Consider the following 17,738-nt stretch of genomic DNA (forward strand, 5'->3'; position numbering starts at 1 on the left):
TCGAACCGGGTGGTTCGATTTGCTCTTGATATGCACGCAAAAACGCTCTATGTCAAATCGAACTGAACCGTTCGGTTCGATTTCATCCGCTTCATGAACTGGTGTGAATATGTCAGGCTCGCAGAAATCCAGTGTCGCCCGCGTGGTCGATGTTTCCGAAAATGCCGATGCAAACGCTGCCGCCCAGAAGGCCGGCGCGACAGAGCAGCGCGATACCTCTGCGGAAGCCAAGGTCGAGCAGGTGCCCGTTGCCATCGCGCCGCCGCCGCAGAAGAAGCGCCGCAGCTTCCTGCTGCCCGTCGTCGTTCTCGCGGCGTTGGGCGCTGCCGGCTGGTACGGTTACAACTGGTGGATTGATGGCCGCTTCATGGTGTCCACCGACGATGCCTATATCGAAGGCGACATCGCGATGATTTCGCCCAAGGTATCCGGTTATGTCGAGAGCGTGCAGGTTGTCGCCAACCAGGCGGTCAAGGCCGGCGATCCGCTGGTGACGCTCGACACCGGCGACTATACGATCGCCGTCGAACAGGCCAAGGCGCAGATCGTCACCGAACAATTGTCGCTGCAACGCATCGATGCGCAGATCGTCGGCGCCGAGGCGGCCCAGAAGCAGGCGGAAGCCCAGCTCGGTGCGCTGCAGGCGGCGTTGCGTGGCGCCGAGATCAACCAGAAACGTGCCAGTGACCTGCAGCAGAAGGACGTCGGCACGGTTGCTTCGCTGGACAATGCCCAGGTGGCGCTCGATCAGGCCAAGGCAAACCTCGCCGCCGGCGATGCCGCCGTCGCCTCCGCCAAGGCGAACATCATCCTGCTGCAGGCGCAGCGCAAGGAAGCCGAAAGCACGATCCGCTCCTCGGAACTGACCCGCGACAAGGCTGCGCGCGACCTCAGCTTCACGACCCTTCGTGCCCCTTACGACGGCATTATCGGCAACGTCTCGGTGCAGACCGGCGACCTGGTTTCGCCCGGCCAGCGGCTGGCGGCGCTCGTGCCGGTGAAGGAGCTGTATATCGAGGCGAACTTCAAGGAAACGCAGATCGGCCACCTGAAGACCGGCGAAAAGGTCCGCATCCACGTCGATGCCTTCGAGGACGAAATGATCGAAGGCACCGTGCAGTCGATCGCCCCGGCGTCCGGCTCGGTCTTCTCGATGCTGCCGCCGGAAAATGCCACTGGCAACTTCACCAAGGTCATCCAGCGTGTGCCGGTCCGCATCGCTCTGCCGAAGGACGTGCTGGACAGCGGCCGCCTGCGCGCCGGCCTGAGTGTGGTCGTCGACGTCGACACGCGCACCGCTCCGGGCGCTGCCGTCGCCGAGGCAAAGTAACCCCTACACAAGGCGCACGGCCATGGCCACTGCAACGGTGAATGCGGCAACGGCGCCCCAGGCGCCGGCACAGGATAGTATGGACCCGAAACGGCTGATCGCTTTCTTTGCGATGGTCTTCGGCATGTTCATGTCGATCCTCGACATCCAGATCGTCTCGGCCTCGCTCGCCGAAATCCAGGCCGGCCTCAGCGCCGGCTCGGACGAAGTGGCCTGGGTGCAGACGGCTTATCTGATCGCCGAGGTGGTGATGATCCCGTTGTCGGGCACCTTGGCACGCATCGTTTCCACTCGTATTCTGTTCTCGGTTTCGGCTGCCGGCTTCACTATCGCCAGCGCCCTGGCGGCGACGGCGACGAACATCGACCAGATGATCATCTACCGCGCGCTACAGGGCTTTATCGGCGGTGGCATGATCCCTTCCGTCTTCGCGGCGGCCTTCACCATCTTCCCGCCGTCGAAGCGCAGCATCGTTTCTCCGATCATCGGCCTCGTCGCCACGCTGGCGCCGACCATCGGCCCGACGGTCGGCGGCTATCTCAGCCATGCCTTTTCCTGGCACTGGCTGTTCCTCATCAACGTCATTCCGGGCATCATCGTCACCGTCGTCACCTGGAAGCTGATCGATTTCGACAAGCCGGAACTCAGCCTGTTCAAGAAGTTCGACTGGTGGGGGCTGATTTCCATGGCCGTCTTCCTCGGCGCGCTCGAATATGTGCTCGAAGAAGGCAATGCTAACGACTGGTTCAGCGACGAGGCGATCCGTTATGGTGCCGTCGCCAGTGCCATCGGTGCCGTCGTTTTCTTCTACCGGGCCTTCAAGGTGGAGTTCCCGGTGGTGGATTTGCGCGCCTTTTCAGACCGCAACTTCGCTTTCGGTTCGCTGTTCTCCTTCGTGATGGGCATCGGGCTCTACGGCCTGACCTATCTCTATCCGCTCTATCTCGGCCGTATCCGTGGCTATGACAGTCTGATGATCGGCGAGACGATGTTCGTTTCGGGTCTGGCGATGTTCTGCACCGCGCCGATCGCCGGCAAGCTGTCGACCAAGCTTGATCCGCGGGTGATGATGATGATCGGTTTCGGCAGTTTTGCGGCCGGTACCTGGATCATGAGTTCGATGACGGCCGACTGGGATTTCTACGAGTTGCTGATCCCGCAGATCCTGCGCGGTTGCGGCCTGATGCTCTGCATGGTGCCGATCAACAACGTCGCGCTCGGCACGTTGCCGCCGGCCAAGATCCGCGGCGCTTCGGGTCTCTTCAACCTGACGCGCAACCTCGGCGGCGCCGTCGGTCTCGCCGCCATCAACACCCTGATCACCCAGCGCGAGCAAGAGCACTATGCCCGCCTCTCGGAGCATGTTCAATGGGGCAATCCGGAAGCGATGGACAAGCTGAATGCCATAAGCTCGAACTATCAGACCTACGGGCTCGACGGCACGGCGATCGCCATCAAGAAAATTGCAGGAATGGTGACGCAGCAGGCGACGATCATGTCCTTCATCGACATCTTCCTGATCCTGACGGTGCTGTTCACCAGTCTGATCTTCTTTGCCATGCTGATCAAAAAGCCCCAATCGGGCGTCGGCGGGGGTGGCGGCGGGCATTGACCGCCGCTTGCCATTCTCCCGGCTTCCAGCCGGTCACGAATTTCTGATTTACGTACATCAAAAATTCGGCTAACACTCCCCGTCAGGAGGAGTGATGAGACCGACCGTGCATGACATTGCCGCGAGCGCGGGCGTCAGCCTGGCCACCGTCGACCGGGTTCTGAACCGTCGGCCGGGCGTGCGGGCGGCGACGCGCGCCAAGGTGGAGGCGGCGATCGACCGGCTGGGCTATGTCCGTGATGTCGCGGCCGCCAATCTCGCCAAGGGGCGGGTCTATCCGCTTGTCTTCATCCTGCCCGACAGCAACAATTCTTTCATGCATGGCCTGCACGCGGAGGTCCGCGAGGCGATGGCGCGCGCTGCCGCCGAACGCACCGATATCCGGGTGATCGAAATTCCGGCCTTCGATCCGGGCGCCCTGGTCGTGGCGCTGGATGCCGCGCGGGCCGAAAGGCCCTCGGGCGTGGCGCTGGTGGCGATCGATGCCGATGAGGTTCGTGATGCCGTTGCGCGGTTGGCCGAGGACGGTATTCCCGTCGTCACCCTCGTCTCCGACCTGCCGGGCTCGCGGCGGGACCATTATGCCGGTGTCGATAACATCGCGGCCGGGCGCACGGCTGCAAGCCTGCTCGGTCGCTTTCTCGGGGCACGGTCGGGACCGGTCGCCGTTCTGGCCGGATCGATGCTGGTGCGCGACCATCGCGAGCGGCTTGAAGGTTTTGCCGCCGTGCTGCGGGCGGAGTTTCCCGACATCACCATCCTGCCGGTGCTCGAAGGCCGCGACGAACCGCAACGCGCCGAGGCGCTGGTTGCCGGCACGCTGCAGGCACATGCCGGCCTTCTCGGTGTCTACAGCCTGGGCGCCGGCAATCGCGGCCTGATCGCTGCCCTGCAGGCACAGGGCGGCGGGCGGTCGCTGACGGTGATTGCCCATGAACTGACGGTTCATACGCGGGCGGCGCTGCAGGAGGGCATCATCGATGCCGTGCTCAACCAGGATGCGGGTCATGAGGTGCGCAGCGCCATCCGCATCTTGAAGGCGAAGGCCGATGGCCTTGCGGTGGTGGAGGCGCAGGAGCGCATCCGTATCGACATATTCTTGCGAGACAACCTGCCATGACAAAAGGGCAGGCAGAGGAGAAACACCATGTATCTAGGGCTTGATCTCGGCACATCCGGCGTCAAGGCGATGCTGATCGACGGCGACCAGCGTGTCATCGGTTCGGCCAATGGCGCGCTTGAAGTGTCACGGCCGCATCACGGCTGGTCGGAACAGGCGCCGGCCGACTGGATCCGCGCCACGGAAGAGGCGATCGGCGGTCTCAAGGCGTTGCATCCCGCCGAGCTTGCGGCGGTGCGCGGCATCGGCCTGTCCGGCCAGATGCACGGCGCGACGCTGGTGGATGCGGACGACAAGGTGCTGCGTCCCTGCATCCTCTGGAACGACACCCGCAGCCATGTCGAAGCCGCAGCGCTTGATGCCGATCCGCGCTTCCGGGCGCTGACGGGCAACATCGTTTTCCCCGGCTTCACCGCGCCAAAACTCGCCTGGGTCGCCAGGCATGAGCCGGATATTTTTGCGAAGGTCGCCAAGGTGCTGCTGCCGAAGGACTTTTTGCGCCTCTGGCTGACCGGGGAGCATATTTCGGAAATGTCCGACGCCGCCGGCACCTCCTGGCTCGATACAGGCAAGCGCGCCTGGTCGGCGGAGCTTCTGGCGGCAACCGGCCTCAACGAACGGCAGATGCCGGCGCTGGTCGAAGGCACCGATCCCGCCGGTACGTTGCGCAGCGAGCTGGCCGGCAAGTGGGGCATGGGCGGCGGCGTTATCGTGGCGGGCGGAGCAGGTGACAATGCCGCCTCGGCCTGCGGTATGGGCACGGTGTCGGAAGGTGCTGCCTTCGTTTCGCTCGGCACCTCGGGTGTGCTGTTTGCCGCCAACGGCTCCTATCTGCCGAAGCCGGAAAGCGCCGTGCATGCCTTTTGCCACGCGCTGCCGAACACCTGGCATCAGATGGGTGTGATCCTCTCGGCCACGGATGCCCTCAACTGGCATTCGCATGTGACGAGCAAGTCCGCGGCCGAGCTGACGACCGAACTGGGCGAAGCCTTGCGCGCCCCGACCGGCGTCACCTTCCTGCCCTATCTCTCCGGCGAGCGCACGCCGCACAACGATGCCGCCATCCGCGGCGCCTTCATCGGCCTTGGCCACGACACCGGCCGCGTGGTGCTGACGCAGGCGGTGCTGGAGGGCGTGAGCTTCGCCATCCGCGACAGTTTCGAGGCGCTGCGCTCGGCCGGCACGACAATCTCCCGCGTCACGGCGATCGGCGGCGGTTCGCGCTCGCGCTACTGGCTGGCCTCGATCGCCACGGCGCTCGGCGTGCCCGTCGATATTCCGGCCGATGGCGATTTCGGGGCGGCCTTCGGCGCCGCCCGCCTCGGCCTGATCGCGGCGACGGGCGCTGACCCGGTGGCCGTCTGCTCGGCGCCGGAAACGGCCGAGACGATCGATCCGGTTGCGGAATTTTCCGGCGCCTATGCCGATGCCTATAGCCGTTACCGGGCGCTGTATCCGGCGATCAAGCCGCTTTCGGCACTGTAGCGGCTTGCGGTTTTGCCCCTCACCCTAACCCTCTCACCGCATGCGGGGAGGGGTGCCGGCAGGCGGATGAGGGGCCTCATGCCAACATTCAATACAAAGAAACACACCCAAGGAGACCCACCCATGAGCACCGGATTTTTCGGCGACATCCAAAAAATCAAATATGAAGGCCCCGACAGCACCAACCCGCTCGCCTTCCGTTATTACCAGCCCGACGAGATCGTGCTGGGCAAGCGCATGGAAGACCATCTGCGTTTTGCCGTCGCCTACTGGCACACTTTCACCTGGCCGGGCGGCGACCCGTTCGGCGGCCAGACCTTCCTGCGCCCGTGGTTTACGGACGGCATGCAGGCGGCGAAGCTGAAGGCCGACGTCGCCTTCGAATTCTTCTCGCTGCTCGGCGCACCCTATTATTGCTTCCATGATGCCGACGTTCGGCCGGAAGGCGCGAACTTCGTCGAGAACACCAAAAATCTCAACGAGATCGTCGACTATTTTGCCGAGAAGCAAGCCGCGACCGGCGTCAAGCTCTTGTGGGGCACCGCCAACCTGTTCTCGCACCGCCGCTATATGGCGGGTGCGGCCACCAATCCGGACCCGGACGTCTTTGCTTTCGCCGCGGCGACCGTAAAAACCTGCCTCGATGCCACGCACCGCCTGGGTGGTGAAAACTACGTGCTCTGGGGCGGCCGTGAAGGCTACGAGACGTTGCTCAACACCGATATGGGCCGCGAACTCGACCATATGGGCCGCTTCCTCAACCTCGTCGTCGAATACAAGCACAAGATCGGCTTCAAGGGCACGATTCTCATCGAGCCGAAGCCGCAGGAGCCGACCAAGCACCAGTACGACTACGATGTCGCGACGGTCTACGGCTTCCTGAAAAAGCACGGTCTCGAAAACGAGGTAAAGCTCAACATCGAGCAGGGCCACGCCATCCTGGCCGGCCACACCTTCGAGCACGAGCTGGCGCTTGCCAGGGCGCTCGGCATCTTCGGTTCGATCGACATGAACCGCAACGACTACCAGTCCGGCTGGGATACCGACCAGTTCCCCAACAACGTGCCGGAAATGGCGCTTGCCTATTACCAGGTGTTGCAGGCCGGCGGCTTCACCAGCGGCGGCACCAATTTCGACGCCAAGCTGCGTCGCCAGTCGCTGGATCCGGACGATCTGCTGATCGGCCATATCGGCGGCATGGATTGCTGCGCCCGCGGTTTGAAGGCGGCAGCGCGGATGGTCGAGGACGGCGCGCTGTCGAAGCCGCTGGAAGCCCGTTATGCCGGCTGGGATTCACCGGAGGCGCAGAAGATGCTGCGCGGCGAATATTCGCTGGACCAGATCGCCGCCAACGTCGAGGGCGCCGACATCAATCCGGAACCGAAGTCCGGCCGCCAGGAGCTTCTGGAAAACGTCGTCAACCGCTACGTCTGAGCGGCAATTGCGAAAATCGTTCCCGGCCGGGTTTGACCGGCCGGGAACTCATGCTAAACCGCAGACCTGCAACGTTACAGGAAATGTCATCGGAGGAGATTTCATGAAAACCATTAAAGGCCCCGCTCTGTTTCTCGGTCAATTCGCGGGGGATCAGGCTCCTTTCGATTCCTGGGACGGCATTACCAAGTGGGCTGCGGACAAAGGTTACATCGGCGTGCAGGTGCCGACATGGGCAAGCCAGCTGATCGATCTGAAGAAGGCTGCCGCATCCAAGGATTATTGCGACGAATTTGCCGGCAAGGCGCGGGAAAACGGCGTCGAGGTCACCGAACTTTCCACCCATCTCCAGGGCCAGCTGGTCGCCGTCAATCCGGTCTATGACGAAGCCTTCGACGGTTTTGCAGCACCTGAGGTGCGCGGCAATCCCAAGGCGCGGCAGGAGTGGGCCGTCGAGCAGGTGAAAATGGCACTGACAGCCTCGCGGCATCTCGGCATCAAGGCGCATGCGACCTTCTCCGGCGCGCTCGCCTGGCCGTTCATCTATCCCTGGCCGCAGCGGCCGGCGGGGCTGGTGGAAGCCGCCTTCGACGAGCTTGCCCGCCGCTGGCGGCCGATCCTCGATCATGCCGAAGAGAACGGCGTCGACATCTGCTACGAAATCCATCCGGGCGAAGACCTGCACGACGGCATCACCTACGAGATGTTCCTCGAACGCGTCGGCAACCATCCGCGCGCCAACATGCTCTACGATCCGTCGCATTACGTGCTGCAGTGCCTCGACTATCTCGATAACCTCGACATCTACAAGGACCGCATCAAGATGTTCCACGTCAAGGATGCGGAGTTCAATCCGACCGGACGGCAGGGCGTCTATGGCGGCTACCAGGGCTGGGTCAACCGCGCCGGCCGCTTCCGCTCGCCGGGCGACGGCCAGGTGGATTTTGGGGCGGTCTTCTCCAAGCTCACCGCCAATGATTTCGACGGCTGGGCCGTGGTGGAATGGGAATGCGCCCTCAAGCATCCGGAAGACGGTGCCCGTGAAGGCGCCGAATTCGTCCGCGCCCACATCATCCGCGTGACGGAAAAAGCCTTCGACGACTTCGCCAGCGCCGGCACGGATGACGCCGCCAACCGGCGGATGCTGGGGATCTAAATATGATTGTTTCCGCTGTCGTAAATGGCAGTTATAGGGAAGCTTGCTGGGTTGCTGGAAGCCGGCCTGGATTTCATTGCCTGCCGCCGTCAAACAACAAAGTAGAGGATGCTCAGGTATTCTCAACAATTGAGGCGGCGGCTGATTTTCTTTCGCAGAATAGAAGCTGGGGAATTCGGATGCGTTCCGTTCCAAATATTCCGCGCGGCACTTCCAATGCTATTTACAGAAACATCGTAATCGACGGCAAACCACGCTGATTTTGAATTGGTACTTAGGAGGAAATACATGGCTATCGAAGGTTCCAAGGAAGAAGGCCGGGCGCCGCGCATCCGGTTGGGCATGGTCGGCGGCGGGGCGGGGGCTTTCATCGGTGCGGTGCACCGCATGGCCGCACGGCTCGACGACCAGTTCGATCTGATCGCCGGCGCCTTGTCGTCGACGCCGGAAAAGGCGATCGCGTCGGGTCGTGATCTCGGGCTCGATCCGTCGCGCACCTATTCCAGCTACAAGGAGATGGCGATCCGTGAGGCGAAGCTGAAGAACGGCATCGAAGCCGTCTCCATCGTCACGCCCAACCATGTGCATTACGAGGCGGCGAAGGAATTCCTCAAGCGCGGCATCCATGTCATCTGCGACAAGCCGCTGACCTCCAATCTCGCCGATGCCAAGAAGCTGAAGAAGGCGGCGGACGAGAGCGGCGCGCTCTTCATCCTCACCCACAATTACACCGGCTATCCGATGGTGCGCCAGGCGCGCGAAATGGTGGCGAATGGCGAGCTTGGCGATATTCGCATCGTCCAGGCGGAATACCCGCAGGACTGGCTGACCGAAGCCGTGGAACAGACCGGCCAGAAGCAGGCCGCCTGGCGCACCGATCCGGCGCAATCCGGTGTCGGCGGCTCGACAGGCGATATCGGCACGCATGCCTACAATCTCGCCTCCTTCATCTCCGGGCTCGAACTCGACAGCCTGGCGGCTGACCTCGATAGCTTCGTCGAAGGCCGGCGGCTGGACGACAATGCCCATGTGATGCTGCGTTTCAAGGCGAAGGGCTCGGAAAAGCCAGCCAAGGGCATGTTGTGGTGCAGCCAGGTGGCGCCGGGCCATGAAAATGGCCTCAAGGTGCGCGTCTACGGCACCAAGGGCGGCCTCGAATGGGTGCAGGCCGATCCGAACTATCTGTGGTTCACGCCCTTCGGCGGCGAAAAGCGGCTGATCACCCGCGGCGGCGTCGGTGCCGGTGCTGCTGCCGCGCGCGTCACCCGCGTGCCCTCCGGCCATCCGGAAGGTTATCTCGAAGCCTTTGCGACCATCTATTCGGAAGCGGCGCGGGCGATCAATGCCCGCAAGGCGGGCGAAGCGGTGGACCCTGCCGTGATTTATCCGACGGTTGACGATGGCGTGAAGGGCGTTGCCTTTGTCGAGGCCTGCGTTGTTTCGTCCAAGAAGAATGGCGGCTGGGTGAAGCTTTAAGCCGTTCAGCCTCCTCTAAGCGAAGGCCATGCCTCTCTGCTGCAGAGGCATGGCATAAAATGCCGAATGATGGCTGCTGCCTTGAATGCGCCGCAGCCGTCGCGTAAATTGTCCCCATCTGCAATACCGACAGGACGTGTGCACCATGGATTTTGACCCGATCGCAATGCCCCACCGCTTTGCCTTCCGGGAGTTTTCTATTCATGCCTGCCTCGATAACCTTGTCCGATCTCACGTGGTCCACGCCTGACGGCCGACCGCTTTTTTCCCATCTCGATCTGAGCTTCGGCGCTGAACGCACCGGTCTTGTCGGCCGCAACGGCGTCGGCAAGTCGACGATCCTGCGGCTGGTCACCGGCGTGTTGCAGCCGCAATCCGGCGCGATCTCCGTCGAGGGCCGGATCGGTTTGTTGCGCCAAAGCGTGCAGGTGGAAACGGACGAAACCATTGCCGATCTCTTCGAGATCGCCGAACCGCTTGCTGTTCTTGCCCGAGCTGAACGGGGTGAGGCATCGGCCGAAGACCTCGCCGTCGCCGACTGGACGCTGGAGGTGCGTCTGGCTTCCGCCCTTGCCGATGTCGGCCTCGATGCGGCTGCGGATACGCGGCTGGCGGCGCTTTCCGGTGGCCAGCGCACCCGGGCAGCGCTTGCCGCACTGGTGTTCAGCGAACCCGACATGCTCCTCCTCGACGAGCCGACCAACAATCTCGACCGCTCAGGCCGGGCGGCGGTGATCGATCTGCTGTCTCGCTGGCGCGGCGGGGCGCTCGTCGTCAGCCATGATCGCGAGCTTCTGGAAATGATGGATGCGATCGTTGAACTCACCTCTATCGGCGCCAAACGGTACGGCGGCGGCTGGAGCCAGTTCCAGGAGCGCCGGCGCATCGAGCTGTCGGCAGCCGAACATGACCTGGCAAGCGCTGAAAAGCGGCTCGTGGAACTGGCCCAGACGACCCAGCAGCAGGTCGAGCGCCAGGCACGGCGCGACGGGGTCGGCAAGCGAAAGGCGGCGCGCGGCGACATGCCCCGCATCATTGCCGACGGTCTCAAGCGGCGCGCCGAAGAGACCGGTGCGGACAAGGCGCGCCTTGCCGAACGGCGACGCCAACAGGCGATGGAGGATGCGGCGGCGGCTCGCGAACGCATCGAAATCCTGCAGCCGTTTTCGGCGCAGATCGGCTCGGTATTGTTGCCGCCAGGCAAGCCGGTGTTGCGTGTCGATGATGTCACGGTCGGTTATCTGCCCGACCAACCCATTTTGAGCGGTTTTTCCTGCAGCATCACCGGGCCGGAGCGGGTGGCGGTCAGCGGGCCGAACGGCTCGGGCAAGACGACGCTGCTGGCGCTTGTCACCGGCGCTTTGCAGCCGTGGAGCGGTTCGGTGACGGTGGGCGTTCCGTTCGCGCTGCTCGACCAGACGGTGAGCCTGCTCGATCCGGCGGTGTCCATCCGCGACAATTTTCGCCGGATCAACCCGCAAGCCGATGAAAATGCCTGCCGGGCGGCGCTGGCGCGTTTCATGTTCCGGGCCGATGCCGCGCTGCAGCAGGTGTCGACACTCAGCGGCGGCCAGTTGTTGCGTGCCGGTCTCGCTTGCGTGCTCGGCGGGCCGCGCCCGCCACAACTCCTGGTCCTCGATGAGCCGACCAACCATCTCGACATCGATTCCATCGGTGTGGTCGAGCGCGGCCTGCGTGCCTATGACGGCGCCCTGCTGGTGGTCAGCCACGACGCGTTCTTTCTCGAAGAAATCGCCATTTCACGCCGGCTGCAACTGGGCGGGCCTGATTGCTGAGCATCCGGCCGCCTTTTCGTGTCCGTCGCGATACAGGGGTGCAATTTCGCTCCTGCAACGTTGCAGATTTGCGCGAAACGCCCTGTACAAGCGTATTCCCCTTCGTTACATCGCCTGTCCAGATCAAGAGCAGTATTTGAAAAGGCGAAACATCATGATCGATCCGAAGACCTTGGCCGCCCGTTTCCCCGGTGATTTCCTGTTTGGCGTGGCAACGGCGGCGTTCCAGATTGAAGGGGCATCCAAGGCCGATGGACGCAAGCCCTCGATCTGGGATGCGTTTTCCAACATGCCGGGCCGCGTCCACAACCGCGATAACGGCGATGTGGCCTGCGATCACTACAACCGGCTGGAACAGGATCTCGATCTGATCAAGGAGATGGGCGTTTCCGCCTATCGTTTCTCCATCGCCTGGCCGCGTATCGTGCCTGAGGGCACTGGTCCGATCAACGAAAGCGGCCTCGATTTCTACGACCGGCTCGTCGATGGCTGCAAGGCGCGCGGCATCAAGACCTTCGCGACACTGTATCACTGGGACCTGCCGCTGGCGCTGATGGGCGACGGCGGCTGGACGGCGCGTTCGACGGCTTACGCCTTCCAGCGTTATGCCAAGATCGTCATGGGTCGTCTCGGCGACCGGCTGGATGCGGTCGCGACCTTCAACGAACCCTGGTGTTCGGTCTGGCTCAGCCATCTCTATGGCATCCACGCTCCGGGTGAGCGCAATATGCAGGCCGCCCTGCATGCGATGCATTACACCAATCTGGCGCATGGCCTCGGCGTCGAGGCGATCCGAGATGTCGCGCCGAAGGTGCCGGTCGGGCTGGTGCTGAACGCCCATTCCGTCTTGCCGGCCAGCGAAAGCGCGGCGGATCGCGCCGCAATGCAGCGGGCCTTCGATTTCCACAACGGCGCCTTCTTCGGTCCGGTGTTCAAGGGTGCCTATCCCGCTTCCCTGCTCGATGCCCTGGGCGACCGGATGCCGGCCATCGAGGCGAACGACCTGCAGATCATCAGCCAGAAACTCGACTGGTGGGGCCTCAACTACTACACGCCGATGCGTGTCGCCGACGATCCGACACCCGGTGCGGAATTTCCGGCTACGGTCAATGCCGCGCCGGTCAGCGATGTCAAGACCGATATCGGCTGGGAGGTCTATTCGCCGGCGCTGAAGTCGCTGGTGGAGGAACTGTATGCTCGCTACGATCTGCCGGTCATGTACGTCACCGAAAACGGTGCGGCCTATAACATGGGTGTGGAGAATGGCGAGGTCGATGACCAGCCGCGGCTGGACTATTATGCCGATCATCTGTCGGTCTGCGCCGGGCTGATTTCCGAAGGTTATCCCGTTCACGGCTATTTCGCCTGGAGCCTCATGGACAATTTCGAGTGGGCCGAAGGCTACACCATGCGTTTCGGCCTCGTGCATGTCGATTACGAGACGCAGGTGCGGACCGTGAAGAAGAGCGGCAAGTGGTATGGCGAACTCGCCGGCGCGTTCCCGCATGGCAATCACCGGGCCGGATGAGGCCCGGCAAAGACGGTTGCGGCCTCGACGTCCTCAACGGGCATCGCGCCGCCGGCTTCGTCTCATGCGTGAATATTACCGGTGGATGACAGCGCCATTTAACGGAATTTGAAGCTTTTTCGAGAAGGCTAGGGAATGGCTCCTGGAGTGTTCGATGCGTTTTTCCTCCCGGCTTATTCCGCAGACAAGCGAAGGGCGGCGGCAGTTGGCCGTTGCCGGCGTGCTGCTGGCATTTGCCTTCGTCGTCATGGTGGTGACGTCCATCGTGCTTGCTGCGATCGGCGAGGTTGCGCGGCATGCCAACATTCTCGATGACGGCCGTTCGCGCGAAACCACAAATGGCGCTCTGAAGACGTTCCGTTTCCAGCTGAAGGCCACCTTGACCGATTATGCGGCATGGGACGATGCGACGCGATACGTCTATGCGCCTGATGGGGCGGAATGGATCGTCAGCAATTTTGGTGACATGACGCTGGACAGCGATCTTTTCGATACGGCGGTGATCATCGATTCCCAAAGAAACGTGCAGATGGCCTACCACGACGGCAAGCCGATGCAGATTCCCGTCAACGACTATTTCGGCCCGGCCATCTGGACCCTGCTCGACGAGGCCCGCAAGCCCGATACCGGCAGCGACCCGGATGCTACCGGTTTCGTGCGGACGCAGGACGGCATCGCGGCCGTCGGCATATCGCTGATCCGCAAGAAGAGCGGCGAAATCCTGGTCAAGGAAGACGAGTACCGTTACCTGATCTTCGCCCGGCACCTGAACAACAAGGTGGCGCAACTGTCGCGGGTCTATGTCATCGACGGACTGCATCTGGCGCCGCCGGAAGCCGAAAGCGCCTTCTCCGTGCCGATCGTCGATCCGGACGGCCGAACGCTTGCCAAGATGTTGTGGACGTCGCGGGGACCGGGGGATGCGAGCTTTGCACAGGTTCGGCCGATGGTTCTGGTCGCGGTCGGTATCGTCGGCTGTTTCTTTCTTGCCTTGCTGTTGATCGGCGTCGTCGCCATGCGCCGGCTCAAGGAAGACGAAACGCGCGCCAGCCAGCTTGCCATGCAGGATCGCCTCAGCGGGCTTCTCAACCGTGCCGGTCTTTATGCCGGCCTTGAACAACTGGTCGAAAAGGCACGGCGCGACAAGAGCGACGTCCTGTTGCTCTATCTCGATCTCGACGGTTTCAAGGAGGTCAACGATGCGTATGGCCACGGTATCGGCGACCAGTTGATCCGTGGCGTGGCCGCCGGGTTGAAGATGCTCATCCCCCAGGGCGCCATGCTGGCACGATTGGGTGGCGACGAGTTCGCCGTGGCGCTTGCGACCCGGCGGATCGACCGGGTCGCCGAAAGTCTGGCTCAAAACATCCTTGAGTTCTTCTCGGAACCTTTTGTCATCGGCGAGCGGGTTGCGATCGTCGGGGCGAGCATCGGTGCGTCGTCTTCGCCGATGGGTCTGATCGCCAGCGAGGAAGCGCTGCGTCGCGCCGATCTTGCCATGTACAAGGCTAAGGAAAACGGTCGAGGCCGTTTCGTCCGCTACGACCCGGACATGGACATCGACCGGGAAGAGCGCAACGACATGGAAGTCGACCTGCGCCGTGCAATCGAACTGGAGGCACTCTACGTCGTCTACCAGCCGGTGATTGCCGCGGGCGGGCGCCGGACCATCGGCGTCGAAGCGCTGGTGCGCTGGGATCGGCCGGGCCATGGGTCGGTGTCTCCGGATCGGTTCATCCCGATTGCCGAAACCACCGGGTTGATCGACAGCCTGGGGCTGTTCGTCCTGCGCAAGGCCTGCCTGCAGGTTCTCAACTGGCCCGGCATCAATATTGCCGTCAACATTTCGCCCGGCCAGTTCCGCAACCCCGCCTTCACCTCGAATGTCCAGCGCGTCATCCGCGAAACCGGCATCGATCCGTCACGCATCGTTCTGGAGGTAACCGAGGGTTACTTCATCCAGAACCCGGCCCGCGCGCGGTGGACGATCGCCAAACTCAAGCAGCTGGGCGTGAAGATCGCACTGGACGATTTCGGTTCGGGTTTCTCGAGCGTCGGCTACCTGCGCCAGTTCGGTTTCGACCGGATGAAGATCGACCGTTCGCTGGTGGCGGCGCTGGGCGAAAGCCCGAGGGCCGGCGAGTTGCTGCAGGCAACGGTCTCGATTGCGCGGGCGCTCGGCATTCCCGTTACCGCTGAAGGTATCGAGAAGGAGGAGCAGGCGATCGCGCTGGAGCTATGCGGCTGCGACGAGTTGCAAGGCTTCTATTTCGGCCGCCCGACGTCGCCGGAGCAAATTCTAGCCCGCCTTGAAAACGAAGGCGGCAACGACGATCGCACCGCCGCTGCTTGATAGGCCTCAACTGCCGAGATGCCGCTGGCCGCGCTTCTTGGCGAGTTCGATCTGCTGCTGCCGGTCGCGGTAACGCTGTCGATCGGCGTCGCTGCGCCGTTCGTAACAATGCGGACAGGAGACGCCTTCCTCGAAGTGCCGCGATTGCAGATCCTTGCGCTCCAGCGGTTCGCGGCAGGCGTGGCACAAGATGTGCTCGCCTTCCTTCAAGCCGTGCGTGACGGAAACGCGCTCGTCGAAGACGAAGCAGGCGCCTTCCCACAGGCTCTCTTCCTCGGGAACTTCCTCAAGGTATTTCAGGATGCCGCCCTTGAGGTGGTAGACCTCGTCGAAGCCCTGTTCCTTCATGAAGGCGGTGGCCTTTTCGCAGCGGATGCCGCCGGTGCAATACATGGCGATCTTCGGCTTGTTGTGCAGGCCGGGATTTTGCCGAACCCACTCCGGAAACTCGCGAAAGGTGCGGGTGTTCGGATCGACGGCGCCGCGGAAGATGCCGATGGCGGTCTCGTAATCGTTGCGCGTGTCGATGACCAGCGTATCGGGGTCGCTGATCAGCGCGTTCCAATCCTGCGGCGAAACATAGGTGCCGACCACCTTGTTGGGATCGATGTCCTCGACACCCATGGTGACGATCTCTTTCTTCAGCCGCACTTTCATGCGCAGGAAGGGCATCTTCGAGGCGCGGCTTTCCTTGTGCTCGAGACCGGAAAATTCCGGCTGGGCGCGCAGGAAGGCGAGCAGGCGGGCGATGGCGGCATCCGTGCCGGCCACGGTGCCGTTGATGCCTTCGTGGGCGATCAGCAGCGTGCCCTTGATACCGTTTTCATTGCAGAGGTCCTGCAGCGGCGCGCGAAAACTCTCGAAACGCGGAAATGCCGCGAAATGATAAAGAGCCGCAACGCAGAATGTGCCCTCTGTTTCAGGGCTGAATGTCGTCGATGTGTCCATGGGCAGTGAAATACAGTTTTCGCCGATCCCGCGCAATCCGCTTTGCAACGGCGCGCGGCGGCACTCTGTCGCGTGTTATCTCGCGGCTCTTGCCCAGAGGTGACCGACGAGTTCGGCTTCCCGCTCCGAGACGTCGGCATAGACGTCCTCCGCTTCGGCAAGGCCGTCCTTGCGGAGTTGTGCCAGCCGCCGCTGGACCGCAGCCTTGACCGGCCCTGTCGCAACGGACGCCGCGAAGTCCTCGTCCGTCTCCAGCAGGTCGACGAGAACACTCAGGTCGTTGCCGTCGCCGAGCAGGTCCGTCAGGGTTTTTGCCGCTTGCTTCTTGGCCAGCATCGCCGATGGCCAGAGCGGTTTCAGCAGCTGGTTGTACATCCAGTAATCCTGGCTGCGTTTGCGCAGATCGTGGAAGTCGGCAGAAACGCCGCCGTCGCGACAGCCGGAAAGGGCGGCGAGTGCCCGCGCATGCGTCTTACGCCAGCCCTTGGCCAGCCGTTTGGCCGTCACCCGCCGGCGATTGTCGAAATCGAGCTCTTCCAGCGCTTCCATGCCTTGCCGGCAGCTGTCGATGGCAGCCTCGGCGCGGCTTTCCAGTTCGGCATCGTTCCGAGCCATCGCATCGCGCCGTTTGCCCAAAGCCTGGATAAGACCATCCAGTGCTTGCCGTTCCTTCCGGTTCTCGGCAAGGCCGACGAGTTTGCCGGCCGCCTCGATCAGCGCCGTTGCGTCGCGCAGGCCGGAAAGGCTTCTGGCCGTGTCGCGCAGCCGGTCGTTTTCTTGCTTGCGAAAACCCTTGGCGTCGGCGGAAATGAGACGGTAGAGGCCCCGCAGTCGCTTGAAATTCTTGCGGGCGTCGTGGATTGCCTCGTGCAATCCGTCCGGTCGCTCAGTAAGCGCGATGATGGCGTCCCCGAACTGTTCCCTGCCGACACGGCGGATCTCGGCGGTAAACGACCGGTCAGGCAGTATGCGATACGCCATAACCGATCTCCTCGCGCAGGTCCTCGGTCGCCAGCGACTGGTTGGAGTAGCGGTGATCGCCCGTCACCTCCGGGCCGAGCCAGTCGGGGAGCGCGGGATCGTCGGCCTCGTCCTTCAACTCCACCTCGGCGACGGTCAGGCCGCGGTAGATTCCGTCATAGACGTCGATTTCCCAGGTAAAGCCGTGGTGCATTACCTTGTAGCGGGTCTTCTCGATGACGATGCCGATGGCTTGCTTGATCATGTCGCAGGCATCCGCAAGCGGGATCTCGTATTCGAATTCCTCGCGAGCCAGCGCATTGCGGCCGATCTTGATGGTCAGCAGCGCTTTTTGGCCTTCGATCACCCGGACCCGCACGGAACGGTCGTCCATCGAGGCGATATAGGCTTGCTGGAACGTCGCGCCGGCGGAGGCGAATTCACGCCAATGGGTGTCAAGGACGAGAAATTTCCGCTCGATTTCTTTTGCCATGGGGTCCGTCAGATCCGTTGCGCAATCGGCCGCACCCTAGCGCAGCG

General features: G+C 62.8%; 14 protein-coding genes. 11 read left to right on the plus strand and 3 right to left on the minus strand.

Annotation, left to right across the window (positions count from 1 at the left end; all coding sequences use genetic code 11):
* Positions 1 to 109: 109 nt before the first annotated feature.
* From ACSQ3I_RS10845 to ACSQ3I_RS10895, 11 genes are all read left to right on the plus strand, one after another.
* Entirely contained in the window at positions 110 to 1,330 is a 1,221-nt protein-coding gene (locus tag ACSQ3I_RS10845; RefSeq protein WP_435998705.1) for an HlyD family secretion protein, read from the plus strand.
* Positions 1,331 to 1,352: 22 nt separating this feature from the next.
* Positions 1,353 to 2,942, plus strand: a complete 1,590-nt coding sequence (locus tag ACSQ3I_RS10850; RefSeq protein ID WP_435998707.1) for a DHA2 family efflux MFS transporter permease subunit — start codon at positions 1,353 to 1,355, stop codon at positions 2,940 to 2,942.
* Between the two features lie 94 nt (positions 2,943 to 3,036).
* A complete protein-coding gene (locus ACSQ3I_RS10855; protein WP_435998709.1) occupies positions 3,037 to 4,062 on the plus strand; it encodes a LacI family DNA-binding transcriptional regulator in 1,026 nt (341 codons plus the stop codon).
* A gap of 27 nt (positions 4,063 to 4,089) precedes the next feature.
* On the plus strand, positions 4,090 to 5,547 hold the full coding sequence (gene xylB / locus ACSQ3I_RS10860; protein WP_435998711.1) for a xylulokinase: 1,458 nt from the start codon (positions 4,090 to 4,092) through the stop codon (positions 5,545 to 5,547).
* A 123-nt stretch (positions 5,548 to 5,670) separates the two neighbouring features.
* Positions 5,671 to 6,981 carry a xylose isomerase gene (gene xylA / locus ACSQ3I_RS10865; RefSeq protein ID WP_435998713.1) on the plus strand — a complete coding sequence of 437 codons (1,311 nt, stop codon included), beginning with the start codon at positions 5,671 to 5,673 and terminating at the stop codon, positions 6,979 to 6,981.
* A gap of 103 nt (positions 6,982 to 7,084) precedes the next feature.
* Complete coding sequence (locus tag ACSQ3I_RS10870; protein ID WP_435998715.1) at positions 7,085 to 8,137, plus strand: sugar phosphate isomerase/epimerase family protein; 1,053 nt, start codon at positions 7,085 to 7,087, stop codon at positions 8,135 to 8,137.
* A gap of 2 nt (positions 8,138 to 8,139) precedes the next feature.
* Positions 8,140 to 8,397: a hypothetical protein gene (locus ACSQ3I_RS10875; RefSeq protein ID WP_435998717.1), complete on the plus strand. Its 258-nt coding sequence runs from the start codon at positions 8,140 to 8,142 to the stop codon at positions 8,395 to 8,397.
* Between the two features lie 28 nt (positions 8,398 to 8,425).
* Complete coding sequence (locus ACSQ3I_RS10880; RefSeq protein ID WP_435998719.1) at positions 8,426 to 9,613, plus strand: Gfo/Idh/MocA family protein; 1,188 nt, start codon at positions 8,426 to 8,428, stop codon at positions 9,611 to 9,613.
* A gap of 203 nt (positions 9,614 to 9,816) precedes the next feature.
* Positions 9,817 to 11,409 carry an ABC-F family ATP-binding cassette domain-containing protein gene (locus tag ACSQ3I_RS10885; RefSeq protein ID WP_435998720.1) on the plus strand — a complete coding sequence of 531 codons (1,593 nt, stop codon included), beginning with the start codon at positions 9,817 to 9,819 and terminating at the stop codon, positions 11,407 to 11,409.
* A 154-nt stretch (positions 11,410 to 11,563) separates the two neighbouring features.
* Positions 11,564 to 12,937 (plus strand): GH1 family beta-glucosidase, encoded by a 1,374-nt coding sequence (locus tag ACSQ3I_RS10890; RefSeq protein WP_435998722.1) that lies wholly within the window; start codon positions 11,564 to 11,566, stop codon positions 12,935 to 12,937.
* Positions 12,938 to 13,091: 154 nt separating this feature from the next.
* Positions 13,092 to 15,290, plus strand: a complete 2,199-nt coding sequence (locus ACSQ3I_RS10895) for a bifunctional diguanylate cyclase/phosphodiesterase (protein WP_435998724.1) — start codon at positions 13,092 to 13,094, stop codon at positions 15,288 to 15,290.
* 6 nt (positions 15,291 to 15,296) lie between these two features.
* On the opposite strand, the gene trhO is transcribed toward ACSQ3I_RS10895, so the two are convergent.
* From trhO to ACSQ3I_RS10910, 3 genes are all read right to left on the minus strand, one after another.
* Positions 15,297 to 16,238 carry an oxygen-dependent tRNA uridine(34) hydroxylase TrhO gene (gene trhO / locus ACSQ3I_RS10900; RefSeq protein ID WP_435998726.1) on the minus strand — a complete coding sequence of 314 codons (942 nt, stop codon included), beginning with the start codon at positions 16,236 to 16,238 and terminating at the stop codon, positions 15,297 to 15,299.
* Between the two features lie 75 nt (positions 16,239 to 16,313).
* Positions 16,314 to 17,219 carry a CHAD domain-containing protein gene (locus tag ACSQ3I_RS10905; RefSeq protein WP_435998728.1) on the minus strand — a complete coding sequence of 302 codons (906 nt, stop codon included), beginning with the start codon at positions 17,217 to 17,219 and terminating at the stop codon, positions 16,314 to 16,316.
* Entirely contained in the window at positions 17,197 to 17,691 is a 495-nt protein-coding gene (locus tag ACSQ3I_RS10910) for a CYTH domain-containing protein (RefSeq protein ID WP_435998729.1), read from the minus strand. The genes ACSQ3I_RS10905 and ACSQ3I_RS10910 overlap by 23 nt, the downstream gene beginning before the upstream one ends.
* Positions 17,692 to 17,738 lie beyond the last annotated feature (47 nt).

It is taken from the genome of Rhizobium sp. LjRoot30, assembly GCF_964253915.1.
In the GTDB taxonomy this organism is placed as follows: domain Bacteria; phylum Pseudomonadota; class Alphaproteobacteria; order Rhizobiales; family Rhizobiaceae; genus Metarhizobium.

Coding starts and splice junctions, on each gene's coding strand:
- ACSQ3I_RS10845 (WP_435998705.1), top strand. CDS start 110: ATGTCAGGCTCGCAGAAATCCAGTGTCGCCCGCGTGGTCGATGTTTCC.
- ACSQ3I_RS10850 (WP_435998707.1), top strand. CDS start 1,353: ATGGCCACTGCAACGGTGAATGCGGCAACGGCGCCCCAGGCGCCGGCA.
- ACSQ3I_RS10855 (WP_435998709.1), top strand. CDS start 3,037: ATGAGACCGACCGTGCATGACATTGCCGCGAGCGCGGGCGTCAGCCTG.
- xylB (WP_435998711.1), top strand. CDS start 4,090: ATGTATCTAGGGCTTGATCTCGGCACATCCGGCGTCAAGGCGATGCTG.
- xylA (WP_435998713.1), top strand. CDS start 5,671: ATGAGCACCGGATTTTTCGGCGACATCCAAAAAATCAAATATGAAGGC.
- ACSQ3I_RS10870 (WP_435998715.1), top strand. CDS start 7,085: ATGAAAACCATTAAAGGCCCCGCTCTGTTTCTCGGTCAATTCGCGGGG.
- ACSQ3I_RS10875 (WP_435998717.1), top strand. CDS start 8,140: ATGATTGTTTCCGCTGTCGTAAATGGCAGTTATAGGGAAGCTTGCTGG.
- ACSQ3I_RS10880 (WP_435998719.1), top strand. CDS start 8,426: ATGGCTATCGAAGGTTCCAAGGAAGAAGGCCGGGCGCCGCGCATCCGG.
- ACSQ3I_RS10885 (WP_435998720.1), top strand. CDS start 9,817: ATGCCTGCCTCGATAACCTTGTCCGATCTCACGTGGTCCACGCCTGAC.
- ACSQ3I_RS10890 (WP_435998722.1), top strand. CDS start 11,564: ATGATCGATCCGAAGACCTTGGCCGCCCGTTTCCCCGGTGATTTCCTG.
- ACSQ3I_RS10895 (WP_435998724.1), top strand. CDS start 13,092: ATGCGTTTTTCCTCCCGGCTTATTCCGCAGACAAGCGAAGGGCGGCGG.
- trhO (WP_435998726.1), bottom strand. CDS start 16,238: ATGGACACATCGACGACATTCAGCCCTGAAACAGAGGGCACATTCTGC.
- ACSQ3I_RS10905 (WP_435998728.1), bottom strand. CDS start 17,219: ATGGCGTATCGCATACTGCCTGACCGGTCGTTTACCGCCGAGATCCGC.
- ACSQ3I_RS10910 (WP_435998729.1), bottom strand. CDS start 17,691: ATGGCAAAAGAAATCGAGCGGAAATTTCTCGTCCTTGACACCCATTGG.